This window comes from Rhizobium sp. P32RR-XVIII (genome assembly GCF_012641395.1).
In the GTDB taxonomy this organism is placed as follows: Bacteria; Pseudomonadota; Alphaproteobacteria; order Rhizobiales; family Rhizobiaceae; genus Rhizobium.
Genome location: NZ_JABAIH010000009.1, coordinates 107,429 through 121,287 on the forward strand (window position 1 = coordinate 107,429; position 13,859 = coordinate 121,287).

The window sequence follows — 13,859 nt, forward strand, 5'->3', positions numbered from 1 at the left end:
GAGGAAGCGACGCTGTTGCGCAGTGCCGACCGGGTCCCACAACCGCCAGCAACCGACCATATCATATGCCGAAACCAAGATCGAAAATGTGGCCTTCAGCCTCTCAGGCGATGTTGCGCAGCCTTGTCGTTTCGGCGTCGACCCTATTTGGGATGAGTTCGAGCGCCAATGCCAGCTCCTCCGGGGAGTTTACCTTGGCCAGAAGGTAGCGGTCTGGCCGAATGACCGCTGCGGCCGCGCCGGCGAGATGGACGGCGCCATCCCTTGTTTGCGAGACGCGCAAGATGGTTCCCATGCGCTGGGCCTGCTCGATGAGCTGCCTATCGAGACCGGCGAGGAAGGAATCCGCGAACAAAAAGGAAAAGCCATAGCCGGTGACATCGTCGGTCAGCGTCCCATCCCGCATGAGCGGCTGGCCGAAAAGCGGTGCGGAATGGCTCAAAAGGCCGGGACCGATCGGCGGATAAACTGACTCCATTTTCGCGCCGCCTTCCGCTCTCGGGAAGGCGGCGGTGAGGGCGGAACGCGGGTCCTTTGTGTTGATCAGCCCGCCAAGCCTGACTGCCGTCGCGATGAATGTCCGGGCGTTTTCCCGACGCTCGGTGGCGTATGTGCCAAGAAGTGCGGAATCGTGTCCGGCCCGCAGACAGCGGATCAGCTTCCAGCCGAGGTTGGCGATGTCCCGAATGCCGGCGCACATGCCTTGCCCCATGAAGGGCGGGGTCTGGTGGGCCGCGTCACCTGCGATGAACAAGCGCCCGCGCTGCCACTCGTCGGCGACCAGGGAATGGAACCAGTAGACGGCCGTGCGTTCGATGTGCGCCTCTTCGGGCGTCACCCATTTCGAGAGAAGCGGCCAGACGTTTTCCGGACGGGCAATCGCGGTACTGTCCTCGTCCGGCAGGACGGTCAATTCCCAGCGGCGCCGGTTGTTCGGTCCACGGACGTAGGTCGAGGGGCGGGCGGGATCGCAATGCTGGAGAGACCAGTCGCCAAGCTCCGGCTTTTCCCCTCTCAGCAGAACGTCCACGACCAGCCACCGCTCGTGGAATCCGAGATCCTCCATGCCGGTTTCGATGAAACGGCGAATGAATGAACGCGCGCCGTCGCAGCCCACGACGTAGCGGGCGCGAACGCGGCGGATTTGACCGCAGCTCATGTCCTCGTAGCGTAGGTCCACCCCTTCGTCGTCCTCCTGGATAAAGAAGGCTTCACACCGCGTTTTCAGGGTCACGGCGGGATAGGATTGCAGGCGATCGCGCAGGATATGTTCAAGGTCCGGCTGGTGCACGCGATAGCTCGAATGCCAGCCCAAAGCCGTCACCTCCGCAGGGCGCGGCCAATCCAGCAGGATAGTGCCGTCGGGATCGACGAAGCGCATGCCGACGTTGAGGCGGCACACGGCTTCCAGTTCCTTGGCGATCCCGATCTGCTGGAACGTCCGCATCACCTCGTCGTCAAAATGAACGGCGCGCGGAAGATGATAGGCGGCATTCTCTCGATCGAGCAACAGTACTCGCACATCGGCTTGCCCAAGGATGTGCGCGAGGGTCGCCCCGACGGGGCCGCATCCGACGATGATGACGTCGTAATGCGTAATCTCGTGTGTCATGTCTTGTCCTCCCAAAATCAGTGCGGATGCATCAGCGTCCGGAGCGGGCGAGTTCGTTGAACAGCCACGGACAATCCGCGACCGGCGGCGCCTGGACGCCCCGAGCCGCCGCGTCCATGCGCATCTCGCGCAGGCGCTTCCTGCCGCCCTCTTCGGACAGGTAGAGGCGTTCATGTCCCCAGAAGGAAGGGCCGTCGGCGGTTTCGTGCGGTTCCCAGGCCGCTGGATCGATGACCCGGCCGCCCCAGCCGTTTTCGACGAAGAAGCCCGAGGGGGAATTCGCGTAAAACGACGTCATGTAGTCGTTCGTGTGGCGGCCGAGGGTGTAGGCAATGCAATCCTCTCGTTGCGTGGCGATATCATAGCCCTGACCGACGTCGTCCAGGTTCCGGAACTCGACCATGAAATGATGGAAGCCTTGTCCGCCCGAACCGACCATCGCGAAGCTGTGGTGACGACTGTTGACGTGAAAGAAGTACAGCGCGTAGGGCTGCAGGCCGTAGTCGGTAACGTGGAAATCAAGATTGTCACGGTAGAACGGCATCATGATCTCGATGTTCCGGACGTGGAGGACTGCGTGGCCCATGCCGACGGGGCCGGTCACGAAACCGGACACCGGTCGCCCCGGAACGAAGGGGTCGGAAGCGATCATCGGCTTCCAGATCAACTCCACCCGGTTGCCCATCGGGTCGTCGAACAGAATCATGGCCGCGCAGAAGCGTCGGTCGCATTCGGTTCGGGTGGCGTGCCGAACGCGCGTTCCTGCCTGTTCGAGCCGTTTCCCATAAAGATCGAGGTCGCTTTCGAATTCCACCTCCCACCCCATGCTTGACAGAGTCTCGCCCGGCTCGTTCATAACGAACAGCCGCTGCATCCGGTCGTCCATACGGAAGGCCAGCTCTTGCGACGAGCGGTCGATGCGCTGCATCCCTAGCAGCCGGCCCGCGAAATCGCCCCAGTCGGAAAGCTTGTCTGAGCGGATGCCGATGTATCCTAGTGCGTTGATTGCCACGTTGTCCTCCTCAAGCGGTCCTCTCCCTGCTGCGGAGCGCGGGTGGATGGCCGCGCTCCGCAGCCGTCAGTTCGCCGACGCAATCGGGTTCGACAGCGTGCCGATTCCGGTGATCTCGACGTCGATGCGGTCGCCCTCGAACATGTAGAGGGGCGGCGTCCGAAATCGTCCGACGCCGCCGGGCGTACCGGTGGCGATTACGTCTCCTGGCAGTAGCCTTGTGACCGTTGATACGTACTCGATGATTTCGCCAATTGAGAAGGCGAGGTCCGCAATCGGCGTCGTTTGAACTTCCTGACCGTTCAGAACGGTGCGCAGATGTCCGTTTTCCGGGTTCGGCAGTTCGTCGGCAGTGACGATCCATGGCCCCATAGAACCGGTATCGTCGAAACTCTTTCCGGACCAGAACTGCGTTGTGTGGCGCTGGAAGTCGCGGATCGTGCCGTCGTTGAAACAGGAATAACCGAGAATATGTTCCTTGGCTTTCGAGGCGGCAATGTTGCGGCCCGCTTTGCCGATGATGACCGCGAGCTCGCCCTCATAGTCGAATTCATCCGAGCAGGCGGGCTTGAGAAGCGGGACGCCGCTCCCGAGCACCGACGAAGGGTAGCGGGTGAAGATCGACGGGTATTTCGGTTTCTCGCGCCCGGTTTCCTTTATGTGGTTGGCATAATTCAGGCCGACACAGATGATCTTGTCCGGGTTCGGTATGGGCGACAGCAGCATCACATCCGCGAAAGCGAGACCTTTCGCTTCGACTTCGATTTCGGTGGCCTTGCCCGCAGTGAAGACCAAGCGCAAGTCGGGATAGGATGCACGAAAAGCAGATGTTGCCTCATGAACCCGGTCTTCCCGGAAAAGGCCATAAGTTCGGCGACCGTCGGTTTCGAAAGATACGAGGCGCATTGAGTAACTCCAATTTTGACCGTTGACTTGGCGCGATATAAACTCCGCCGCCACGCCTCGTGACAATCGCCACGTCCATTTTGTCCGCCAGGCGGACACGACGTTATGCGTCCGCCTGGCGGACGGTTTCGAACTGCCTGTTTCAAAAGTCGCCGTTTCCACGAACATTGCCGGCGGAGTTACGCTGCGGTGCGCGCTGTCGCGAAAAGGCGAGGACCGCCGGGTGGTGGAGGAACCGCCAAAACAGCATCAGAGCGTCTGCCGCCTTCGACTAAGAGAGGCGAATGACACTGCGCGTTTCGTTGCGGTTTGTAATTCGCTTGCCCATAGGGAGGTTTAGGGCTCATGACACTCGATGAATCTATAAAAAACGGGCCGATGCGCCCAGCACAGATCTGGATCTGCCTGATGTGTGTCCTGCTCGCCATGATCGACGGCTACGAAGTCGTCGCCATGCCGTTTTCGATGCCGACAATTGCGAGGGCCTGGAATCTGCCGAATTCGCAGGTCGGCTATCTTCTGAGCGCCGGCATCTTCGGGATGGCGCTCGGAGCCTTGTTCGTGTCTCCGCTCGCAGACAAGATCGGCCGCCGCAGGCACGTGTTGCTCTGCCTCGCCGCCATTACCACGCTGATGGCGGTTTCGGGTCTTTGCGCTTCATTGTGGCAGCTCGTCGCCGTTCGTGCGGCGGCAGGGCTGTTCATCGGCGCGATGATCTCCAGTCTTAACATCATCGTTTCGGAGTATTCCTCCGACAGGCGGCGCGGTCTCGTCATGGGACTCTACGGCGCCGGTCTGCCCATGGGTTCCGCCCTGGCCGGTTTCGCAATGGCGCCAATGCTGAAGTCATTTGGCTGGCAGGCACCCTTCTTCTTCGGCTCTCTCCTAACGGGCGCGATGCTTCTTGTGGTCCTGTTCTATCTTCCTGAATCGATCGAATATCTTGTTCATCGCAGGCCCAAGGATGCCCTGAAGACTTATAACCGTATTGCCGCCCGCATGGGGTACGCGCCGGTTGATGTTCTCCCGCAAGCGAGGGCCTCGTCGGAAAGCCTCACTAAGAAGTCGGGCGTTGGTGAACTCTTGCAGCCACCACTCCTTGCGCGCACGGCCTTTCTTTGGATTGGTTACGCGCTTCTTATCTCGTCCTTCTATTTCGCCAACACCTGGACCGCCAAGATTATTTCCGACGCCACGGGCGACGCCTATCTCGGCGTCCGGATCGCCATGCTGATCCAGTTCGGCGGCGTGCTGGGGGCCGTTCTCTACGGTCTCCTGACGCTTTGGATTAACGGACGGCTCGCGACGATCCTGCTGTTGGTGCTCGGCGGGGTGGCATTCACGCTTTATGCCCAGTTCAGCGGCGTCGTCTCTGCCGCCATGATGCTCGCCTTCGTCATCGGCATCTGCGCCAATGGTGGCGTTGCGGCCTTCTACGCCATCAGCCCGACAATCTATCCGACGGTGCTGCGCGGCACGGGTGTCGGCCTGATGATCGGCTTCGGACGCGGCGTAGCCATTCTGGCGCCGCTGCTGACGGGATACATGCTCTCCAGCTACTGGACGCCCTTCGACGCCTATCGGTTCTTCGCAATCGTCATGGCGCTTTCCGCGGTCGCCACGGTCGGCTTGCACATGACCTACAGGAACAGCCGGATCTCCGCGGCCAAAGCGTAAGGATGCTCGACTTGAAACATTGCTCCGAAACTCGAACGATGCGCGCCGTCCGCTGTCCGGCTCCCGGCGGCCCCGAGGCCATGGTAATCCAGCGTCTGCCGCTGCCTGCTCCCGCAGCAGGCCAGGTGTTGATCAAGGTTCACGTGGCCGGTGTGAATCGGCCCGACATTTCTCAAAGGCGCGGCACCTATCCGGTGCCGCCCGATGCTAACCCGACGCTTGGCCTTGAAGTCGCGGGGACGGTCGAGGCGGTCGGAGACGGCCTTGGGCTGAAACCCGGTCAACGGGTGTGCTCGCTCGTCCACGGCGGCGGTTACGCCGACTACGCGATCGCCGAAGCCGATCAGATCATCGCGCTTCCCGACGAGATCGACTTCATCACCGCCGCCGCGCTTCCCGAGGTCGCAATGACGGTGGAATACAACCTGGTTGAACGGGCGGCCCTGAAACGACACGAATGGGTCCTCATTCACGGTGGCTCGAGCGGCATTGGAAGCCACGCGATCCAGCGTGCCAAGGCGATGGGTGCAAAGGTGGCCGTGACCGCCGGTTCGGACGAAAAATGCGCTTACTGCCAAACGCTAGGCGCCGACGTGGCCATCAACTATCGCAGCGTTGATTTCGTTGAGGGCATCTCCGAAGCGACCAGGGGGCGAGGGGTCGATGTCGTGCTGGACATGGTTGGCGGCGACTATATCGACCGCAATCTCAAGGCGATGGCAGCCGACGGTCGTTGCGCGATCATTTCGCTTCAGGGCGGACGCAAGATTTCCGCGGATCTGGAGCCGCTTCTACGACGACGCCTGACCCTCGTCGGTTCCACCCTGCGCCCCCTGTCGAAGGCGGAGAAGGCGCGCATCGCAAAGCTGGTGTCACACGATGTATTGCCGCTCGTTGCGAACAACCATATCCGTTCCTCAGTCGGCAAGACGTTTCCACTGGAAAAGGTTGAGGCCGCCCATCGGCTGCTTGAGAGTGGCGCGACGATGGGGAAAATTGTCTTGACCGTCGTTTAGAACGCGACAGGGCTTGCACCAGACCGAAGGCATCGAGGAGAGCACCGCTGCCGTCGGAAGCTTCTGGATCAGGAGCATGACCGTGTCTTCGCCCTCCCGGTCGATGTCGCGATCCTGAGATCTTAACGATTGAGAGGGACAGCATCGCGGTTTCGGGTTAGTCTGGCCAGGTTGAGCCGGCAGATCCTGGTCAGGATCGAGAAGGGCGAGCAGAACTCCTTGTGGAGTCCGTCGAGAAGGTCCGCGCCGCCCGCGTGATCCGGCGCCCTCGCCAGGACCAGAAACGGTAGGATCCGTCCTTCGCGGCTGCCGGCTGTGTTGGCCGCCGTAGCCCGGTGCTGCTGCATGATCGAGTCAAGAGCATCGGCGTGCCTGTTCAGCGCCTCGCGGATTATCGCATCGTCACTGTCTGCTGTGGCGTAGAGGGCATCCTCCGGATCCGTTTCGCAGTCTATGACCATGCAGATCACTGTGCGGCGCAGGTCCAGCCATCTCCAATCGGTACGCGCTGCGGAGCATGTCCCAGAATGCGCCGCTCGGTCAGCCGGGCGGCGAACGCGTCTGGAAGGGAGACGCGGCGCAGGCCCGCGGCATGCCCGTCGATTGTTGGAACCTGCGAGACGACAGCTTTCAATCGCCGATCGGTCACACCGAAGCCGCGATGATCATGCACCAGCACTACGAAACCAGCTTCTGCGAAGGCTTCCGCGATGGGCTCGATGCCATGATATTTCGTCCCGGCATATCCGTGCGCCATCGTGATGGCGGGAAGTGGCAGCTTGTGTCCCTCCGGAACGAACAGCCACGCGGAGAGCTCGATTCCTCCCTCGGCGGGGAAGCGTAGGTCGTGTTTCTTGAACATTGATCGAGTCCTGTTTCAGCGGTTAAGTGAGCCGAGAAGGGGAGCAAGCGCCAGCTCTGCCTCCCTTGTCTGGAATCCTCGTTCGAATGCCCTGCGCATCTGCAATTGGGCAGTTTCACCCGCACAAGCTCGCCAAAGAGGTCGGAATCGCATCGGAACTCCTCGATGGGGGCGAGCGTCACTTTGTTCACACGATCCTTGATCATTTCGCCGCCGGCGGCGGGGAAGCGCGCTATGCGGTGGGCAAGCCGACGCGAAAATCTTCCTTGAAGCTCGGATCTCTCCCGAGACAATGGCGACATTCGGAGAGGTGGAAATTGCCACGCCTGAGGAGGAAATCTTACCACCATTGCGCAGTCAGGTGGCTAGCCACTCCCCCCAAAAGGCGAAACGTGTCGCGATTCTCATTCGCAAGCTCTACACCGCCGCGGTAATAAAGAAATGGTGTCTGCGGAACGTTGGGAAAGACATCGAGCAACATAAACTTCCGAAGCCCAAAGGCCACATGCCATGGCCAGCGGAGTACGTCGAACGGTTTGAGAACTTCCATAAGCTTGGGAGTGCCGCACGCACCCGCCTTCGCGCTCGCTCGCTTCCTCGGCAACCGGCGCGGTGACGTCGCTCTCGTTTAATGGGGCCAGCTTCACCCTTATCGCTACATCGATGACAGTACCAACGAGGTCCGCGTTGTGACGGTAGTCGGATTCTGGACGAGCAAAGACGAAAATAACGGCGGAAACGAGTATGTGACGGTGGTCGTTCGTCCCGAGCTTCAAGAAGTGCTGGCCGCTCTTGATCAGACCAACGGCGGCACCATCCTTAAGACGCACTATGCAAGCCGTTCTCCCGAAGGAGCCTCACGAACCAGAGGGCAGTTTGGTGCGAGCAAGCAGGTATCCCGCCGGGTTACACCCTAAATGGCCCGCGCACGAGCTACGCCAATGAAATGGCCGAGGGCGGCGCCGATCCTTTCGCCGTCCAAAAAGCGCTGGGGCATAAAAATATTCGGGACAACTCAGATATATCTCAAGAAGCTTGACGCGACGCCTATGGCTCTACGCGCCGCGGAGGCGGCGGCGCAAATCCGAAGGATTCGAGAGAGGGAGAAGTAGTCCAATCCACGAGTCACGTATTGATTCGTTTGTGATTTTCTTGGTTAACCCGTTGAGATGGATAATTGGTTAACCCGTTGAGATGGATAAAAGGTGGTGGGCCCGGAGGGAAACCAAGTTGGTTCAGTGAGCTGATAAAAGTGAAGGCTTGGGATGTTGGGCCTTATCACGTTCGCGAGGTTTATAGTACCCCATCGCGGAAGATGCGGCGCGCCCTCCCGCCAGTTCCGCGCGGCAAGCCTCGCCGAAATCCAGGAGAAAGTTCATCGCGCCGGACTGCGCGAGGTCGCGCATTTCAGAGAGCGAGCGATTGGGGGTCAGGTAGGTTTCGACGATCCTCGCCATCGCCAGTTCGGCCGCGTCCACGACCGGTCGTGATGAAATCAGGCGCATTTGAGCGACCAATGCATAAAGAAGCACTAGGTCCGAGACGTCATCCTTCTGATGGCTTATCGCATCGCCGTAAAGCCGCGTGGCTTCGGCTATGAAATCCGAAAACAGCTTTTCGCGTTTGGCCACCTCGACCTCGCGATGCTTTTCCCTCACCTGGGACCGATGCGTCATCCAGGCGGTGGCGAACGAGGCGAGACCTCCGAGTGCGACGCCGGCGAGGCCCATGAGGGCAGAGATGTATGGGTCCATGAGAATTCTCCTCTCGGATCGAAAGCGGCGCGGCCGACAAGCTACGTGCCCGGCGTCATCAGTACTTCTATCCTGCTAGCGGAGGGCCTATCCAAACGCCTTCCGGCACTGCGGGGATGCTGTTCACCAACCCGTCGAGCATTGCATGCAGGACGTTCTCGGTCAGCTCCTCCATCTTGTCGCCGGGCCCGACGAGGCGGTCCGCCAGCAATAAAGTCAGACCGTGCATCTGTGACCAAAAAACGAGGATCGCTCCATCGATGGTGCGGGTATTGGCCTCGTTATCTGCAATTGGACGCCCGAGAGCGCCGTCGGAAATCGCCGCAACTATAAGGGCTTTCATGTTGTAGGCCGCGGTTCTTTCGATCGCGGGACGCCCTTCGTCCTGACCGGCGAGGTAGCCCCCGAACATCAATCTGTAGAGCGCCGGATTGTTGACGCCGCCGCCGACGTATGCGCGCGCCATGGCTGCCAGCCTCTGGCGAGGACTGTCGAGTTCCTTCGTAGCGTCGGCCATGCGCTCGGCCAGCAGTTCGAATCCCACCGCAGAAACGGCTCCCAGCAATTCGCGCTTGTCGGCGAAGTGCTTGTACGGGGCGTTGTGACTGACGCCCGCCCGGCGGGCGAGCTCCCGAAGCGAAAACTCCGTGCTTTGAGACTCGCTCAACACGTCGAGCGCGGCCTCGACAATCGCCCTGTGAAGGTCGCCGTGGTGATAGGGCCGCTGTTCTCTGGTGGAAATGTCTTGGGTCATATCCGTCCGTTTAGAGAGTCAAGTTGCTCTTGTCAACATTTTGCTTGGAAGATGTTGACATTGTCCACTTTAACCCTTAAGTGGGCGATGTCAACATGCGCTCCATCTTCCGGAAGGCAGCGCGAACCAGCAACAGAGGCGACACTTCATGGATATTCATCATTCCGTCGGACGCAAAACGCACCGCACAAAGGAGCGTCCTCCGTTCGAGCGTATTGCTCTTTTGTTGCAAGGTGGCGGGGCGCTCGGTTCCTATCAGGCCGGCGTCTATCAAGCTCTGGCCGAAGCCGGTCTGCATCCGGACTGGGTCGCCGGCATCTCCATCGGCGCCATCAACAGCGCCCTGATTGCCGGCAATCCGCCCGACAGGCGAGTGGAGGCGCTCCGGAGCTTCTGGGAGACGGTAACTGGCCCTGCTCACGGATTTCCCACTCTCTTTTCGGCAATTTTTGGAGCGATAGGGTTCCAGGGTGACTTCGCGCGTGGCCTGCTCAATCAGACGCACGCCTTCGCAACCCTTATGAACGGCGCCGCGGGGTTCTTCACGCCCCGTCCGGTTCCACCTTTCTTTTCATCCGCCGGTCGTATCGAGGCGGAAAGCTTCTACGACGTCGCACCGCTCAAGGCGACGCTGGAGCGGCTGGTGGACTTCGACCGCATCAACGCGGGAGTCATGCGTTTCAGCGTCGGCGCCGTCAACGTACGCACTGGCAACTTCGAGTATTTCGACACCACGAGCCACGATATCCGCCCCGAACACATCATGGCGAGCGGCTCCCTGCCGCCCGGCTTCCCTGCCGCTAGGATTGACGGCGAGTGTTACTGGGACGGGGGCCTCGTATCGAACACGCCGCTGCAATGGGTGCTCGACAACTCGCCGCGCCAGGACACGCTGGCCTTTCAGGTCGACCTTTGGAGCGCGCGGGGCGAGTTCCCGCGTGACCTCCTTGGAATCGAACTGCGGCAGAAGGATATCCGCTTCTCGAGCCGCACGCGCGTGGCGACCGACCAATTCAGGTCGCAGCAGCGGCTGCGTCGCGCCCTAGGTCATCTGGTCGAACTCGTCCCCAAGGACGCGCTGCTGCGGGCCGATCCGGAGATCAAGCTTCTCGTCGATCAGGCCGACGAGAAGGTCTACAACATCGTCCAGCTCGTGTACCGGGCCAAGAACTACGAAGCTAGCTCCAAGGATTACGAGTTCTCCCGCCTGACCATGGAGGAGCACTGGACCTCCGGCTACAACGACGCCCTTCGAACACTGCGCCACCCCGAGGTGCTGCAGCGGCCCGACACGCCGGACGGTGTGGCTATTTTCGACTTCGATTGAGTTTTCACCAAAGAGAAGAGCACGACATGAAGATCGCCACAGTCCGCGAGAATGCCTTCGCGATGCCGCTCAACAACCCCGCCTATCCGAGGCCACCCTACAAGTTCTACAACCGCGAATTTGTCGTCATCAACTACCGGACCGATCCGGAGGCCCTTCGCGCTCTCGTGCCGGAGCCGCTGGAAGTCATCGGCGACACTGTCGCTTATGAATTCATCCGCATGCCGGATTCGACCGGCTTCGGCGACTATACGGAAACCGGGCAGGTCATTCCGGTGCGGTTCACGACGTCATCGGGCAGGGTGCAGGAAGGCAGCTACGTGCATGCCATGTATCTTGACGACAACTCTCCGATCGCCGGCGGCCGCGAGATTTGGGGCTTTCCAAAGAAACTGGCGACTCCGAAGCTGTCGCACGAGCAGGAGACGCTGGTCGGGACGCTCCACTACGGCTCGGTTTTGTGCGTGACGGCGACCATGGGCTACAAGCATCGCGAGCTCCCGCTGGAGCCGCTGGCAAAAGCGATGGCGAAGCCAGCCTTCGTGCTGAAGGTCATCCCGCACGTGGACGGTTCGCCGCGGATTTGCGAACTGGTGCGCTACTATCTCGAGGATGTGACGCTGAAGGGCGCATGGGCAGGGCCGGCGGCCGTGCAATTGTTCGATCACGCAATGTGCTACGTCGCGCGTCTACCTGTGCGCGAGGTCACGTCGGCCAGCCATTACGTTGCCGACCTGACGCTCGGCCTCGGCGAGGTCGTGTTCGATTACTTCCAAAACGACTGATCTCTTGCAATTGAAAGGAACTATCCATGACTCGATTTGATGGACGAGTGGCGATTGTCACAGGAGCCGCAAGCGGCATCGGCAAAGAGATAGCGCTTCGGTTCGCCGCCGAAGGCGGCATTCCCGTAATCGCCGACCTTAATCTCGACGCAGCGAACGCAACGGCCGCCGAGATCAAAAGCAAGGGCAGCGATGCCTTCGCCGTTGCGATGAACGTCGCCGACGAGGAGCAGGTGGAAAAGGCCGTTGACGACGTGGTCGCCATGTTCGGCAAGGTCGACGTGCTCGTCAGCAATGCTGGCATCCAGATCGTCAGGCCGCTGGTCGACTTTCCCTTTGCTGACTGGAGAAAGCTGCTTTCGATCCATCTCGACGGCGCCTTTTTGACCACCCGCGCCTGCCTCAAGCACATGTATGCCGCCAATTACGGCCGGGTGATCTACATGGGTTCTGTGCACTCCAAGGAAGCCTCGAAGCTGAAGGCGCCCTATGTCACGGCGAAGCACGGTCTGATCGGACTGGCCAAGGTGCTCGCAAAGGAAGGAGCCGAGCACAACGTCACGGCCAACGTGGTCTGCCCCGGCTTCGTTCGCACGCCGCTCGTCGACAAACAGATCCCCGAGCAGGCGCGGGAACTCGGCCTCAGCGAGGAGCAGGTAGTCAAGACGGTGATGCTCAAGGACACGGTCGACGGCGAGTTCACCAGCACCGATGACGTGGCCGACGCCGTTCTCTATTTCGCGGCGGCTAGTTCGAACGCCGTGACGGGTCAGTCGCTGGTCGTGAGCCACGGCTGGTTCATGCAGTAGGATCAAATCGCGAACAGACGAACGAACGACGACACCCCTTGTGACGCCGTGGGACAGGAACTTCTGCACCCTGGACCAGCTCTACCTCGCGACGAGCCGCAGTGGCCTGGCGCTCTCTCGTTCTTTAGTATCAAAGGAAATGAACATGGCAGTCTTCAATGATTTGCGGCGGGTCTTCTCGCACGCCCAACGACGTTCGGTGGCCACGAGCCGCTCCGTCGATGTCGTAGGCATGCGAGGAGTGACTGAGATACTGCGGAAGGCCGTCCAGACCACTGCGCTCGGCATGTTCGTAGGATTCGCCGCGCTGCCGACAGCCCGAGCAGATGACCAGCCCCCGCCGGTGAAACCGGCGATCAGCGACGAGGCAGCGACTGCCGTTTCGCAGATGGGAAAGACCCTGCATGCGAGGGACTTGTCGGTCACGGCAAGAACGGTTAGCGTCTATCTGGACGAATTCGGACAACCGCTTCACATCTTCCATACGATCAAAATCGCCGCCCGCCGGCCCGATCGGATCGCCGTCGAGTTTGTCGGCGATGACGGCAGACACGATCTATTCTACGACGGCACGACGGCCTCGGTCTTCTTTCCTGATAGCAAGAAATACATGACGATCTCCGCGTCGGGCGACATACCGTCCGCGCTCGACGAGGTCGCAACCAAGCTGGACGTCGATTTTCCGCTCGGCGCGCTTTTTGCGGGCTCTCCGGACACAGTGCTGCTAGGGGACGCCTTGTCCGCCTCACAGGTAGGGACCGCCAATGTCGACGGTGTCGAGTGCCGGCATCTGCTTTTCTCACAGAAGTCCGGCATCGATGTGGAATTGTGGGTCGAGAAGAATGACGCGGCGACGCCGCATCGTCTGGTCGTCACCTATCCGTTGCTGCAGGGCCAACCAAGCTTCGTTGCCGAATTCACCAGTTGGAAGACCCAGCCGCCTCTGTCCGACTCCGAATTCACGTTTGCGCCTCCTGCGGATGTGAAAAAGATCGATCCGACACCAGCCGTCGCGTCGGGAACGGAAGGGAGCAGGTGATGAACTATCTGAAGCGCACCTGCCTTGCTTTTCTCGCTTTGACGGCCATCACATCGGACGTTGCCTTCGGTCAGTTTGCGCCACCCGGAGGTCCGCCACCCCTCCCGTCTGGAGGGCCACCCCATTTTCCGTCGGCAGGGCCGGGCGGCCCCCCACGTCCGCCGATGGCGAGCCACGGTCGGCCGCCGGTGGGCGCGCAGAACCGTCCACCAGTGAACCCACGTACTCGTATGCCAGATGTCGGCGGCGCAAAGGGGCGATTGGCGGAAGGTCCAAGCCACAGAGGGAGCAACCTGTCCGGAAGCG

13 protein-coding genes and 1 pseudogene are annotated in these 13,859 nt (G+C 60.7%); 7 read left to right on the forward strand and 7 right to left on the reverse strand.

Annotation, left to right across the window (positions count from 1 at the left end; all coding sequences use genetic code 11):
* Positions 1 to 103: 103 nt before the first annotated feature.
* The 3 genes from HGP14_RS23515 to HGP14_RS23525 form a co-directional block, all read right to left on the reverse strand.
* A complete protein-coding gene (locus tag HGP14_RS23515; protein WP_168832290.1) occupies positions 104 to 1,612 on the reverse strand; it encodes a bifunctional 3-(3-hydroxy-phenyl)propionate/3-hydroxycinnamic acid hydroxylase in 1,509 nt (502 codons plus the stop codon).
* A gap of 31 nt (positions 1,613 to 1,643) precedes the next feature.
* Positions 1,644 to 2,624, reverse strand: coding sequence for a VOC family protein (locus HGP14_RS23520; RefSeq protein ID WP_168832291.1), 981 nt, complete (start codon positions 2,622 to 2,624; stop codon positions 1,644 to 1,646).
* A 66-nt stretch (positions 2,625 to 2,690) separates the two neighbouring features.
* The gene (locus HGP14_RS23525; protein WP_168832292.1) at positions 2,691 to 3,530 is read right to left on the reverse strand and encodes a fumarylacetoacetate hydrolase family protein; all 840 of its coding nucleotides are present in this window, start codon (positions 3,528 to 3,530) and stop codon (positions 2,691 to 2,693) included.
* Between the two features lie 345 nt (positions 3,531 to 3,875).
* Between HGP14_RS23525 and HGP14_RS23530 the strand changes: the two genes are divergently transcribed.
* Both HGP14_RS23530 and HGP14_RS23535 read left to right on the forward strand, forming a co-directional pair.
* Positions 3,876 to 5,207 carry an MFS transporter gene (locus tag HGP14_RS23530; RefSeq protein ID WP_168832293.1) on the forward strand — a complete coding sequence of 444 codons (1,332 nt, stop codon included), beginning with the start codon at positions 3,876 to 3,878 and terminating at the stop codon, positions 5,205 to 5,207.
* A gap of 38 nt (positions 5,208 to 5,245) precedes the next feature.
* A complete protein-coding gene (locus HGP14_RS23535) occupies positions 5,246 to 6,223 on the forward strand; it encodes an NAD(P)H-quinone oxidoreductase (protein WP_168832294.1) in 978 nt (325 codons plus the stop codon).
* 122 nt (positions 6,224 to 6,345) lie between these two features.
* On the opposite strand, the gene HGP14_RS23540 is transcribed toward HGP14_RS23535, so the two are convergent.
* Both HGP14_RS23540 and HGP14_RS23545 read right to left on the reverse strand, forming a co-directional pair.
* A complete protein-coding gene (locus HGP14_RS23540) occupies positions 6,346 to 6,684 on the reverse strand; it encodes a hypothetical protein (protein WP_168832295.1) in 339 nt (112 codons plus the stop codon).
* Positions 6,685 to 6,689: 5 nt separating this feature from the next.
* Positions 6,690 to 7,085, reverse strand: coding sequence for an alpha/beta hydrolase (locus HGP14_RS23545; RefSeq protein ID WP_168832296.1), 396 nt, complete (start codon positions 7,083 to 7,085; stop codon positions 6,690 to 6,692).
* Between the two features lie 847 nt (positions 7,086 to 7,932).
* Here HGP14_RS23545 and HGP14_RS36710 point away from each other — a divergent pair.
* Positions 7,933 to 8,124 (forward strand): annotated as a pseudogene (locus tag HGP14_RS36710) (integrase); the annotation flags it as partial.
* 196 nt (positions 8,125 to 8,320) lie between these two features.
* Here HGP14_RS36710 and HGP14_RS23555 read toward each other — a convergent pair.
* A complete protein-coding gene (locus HGP14_RS23555; RefSeq protein ID WP_168832297.1) occupies positions 8,321 to 8,839 on the reverse strand; it encodes a hypothetical protein in 519 nt (172 codons plus the stop codon).
* Between the two features lie 67 nt (positions 8,840 to 8,906).
* Positions 8,907 to 9,593 (reverse strand): TetR/AcrR family transcriptional regulator, encoded by a 687-nt coding sequence (locus HGP14_RS23560; RefSeq protein ID WP_168832298.1) that lies wholly within the window; start codon positions 9,591 to 9,593, stop codon positions 8,907 to 8,909.
* A gap of 148 nt (positions 9,594 to 9,741) precedes the next feature.
* Here HGP14_RS23560 and HGP14_RS23565 point away from each other — a divergent pair, with 148 nt between their 5' ends.
* The 4 genes from HGP14_RS23565 to HGP14_RS23580 all read left to right on the forward strand — a co-directional run bounded on the left by HGP14_RS23565 (position 9,742) and on the right by HGP14_RS23580 (position 13,553).
* Positions 9,742 to 10,920 carry a patatin-like phospholipase family protein gene (locus HGP14_RS23565; protein ID WP_168832299.1) on the forward strand — a complete coding sequence of 393 codons (1,179 nt, stop codon included), beginning with the start codon at positions 9,742 to 9,744 and terminating at the stop codon, positions 10,918 to 10,920.
* Positions 10,921 to 10,946: 26 nt separating this feature from the next.
* On the forward strand, positions 10,947 to 11,705 hold the full coding sequence (locus HGP14_RS23570; RefSeq protein ID WP_168832300.1) for an acetoacetate decarboxylase: 759 nt from the start codon (positions 10,947 to 10,949) through the stop codon (positions 11,703 to 11,705).
* Between the two features lie 26 nt (positions 11,706 to 11,731).
* Positions 11,732 to 12,514, forward strand: coding sequence for a 3-hydroxybutyrate dehydrogenase (locus HGP14_RS23575; RefSeq protein ID WP_168832301.1), 783 nt, complete (start codon positions 11,732 to 11,734; stop codon positions 12,512 to 12,514).
* A 145-nt stretch (positions 12,515 to 12,659) separates the two neighbouring features.
* The gene (locus HGP14_RS23580) at positions 12,660 to 13,553 is read left to right on the forward strand and encodes a DUF2092 domain-containing protein (protein ID WP_168832302.1); all 894 of its coding nucleotides are present in this window, start codon (positions 12,660 to 12,662) and stop codon (positions 13,551 to 13,553) included.
* Positions 13,554 to 13,859 lie beyond the last annotated feature (306 nt).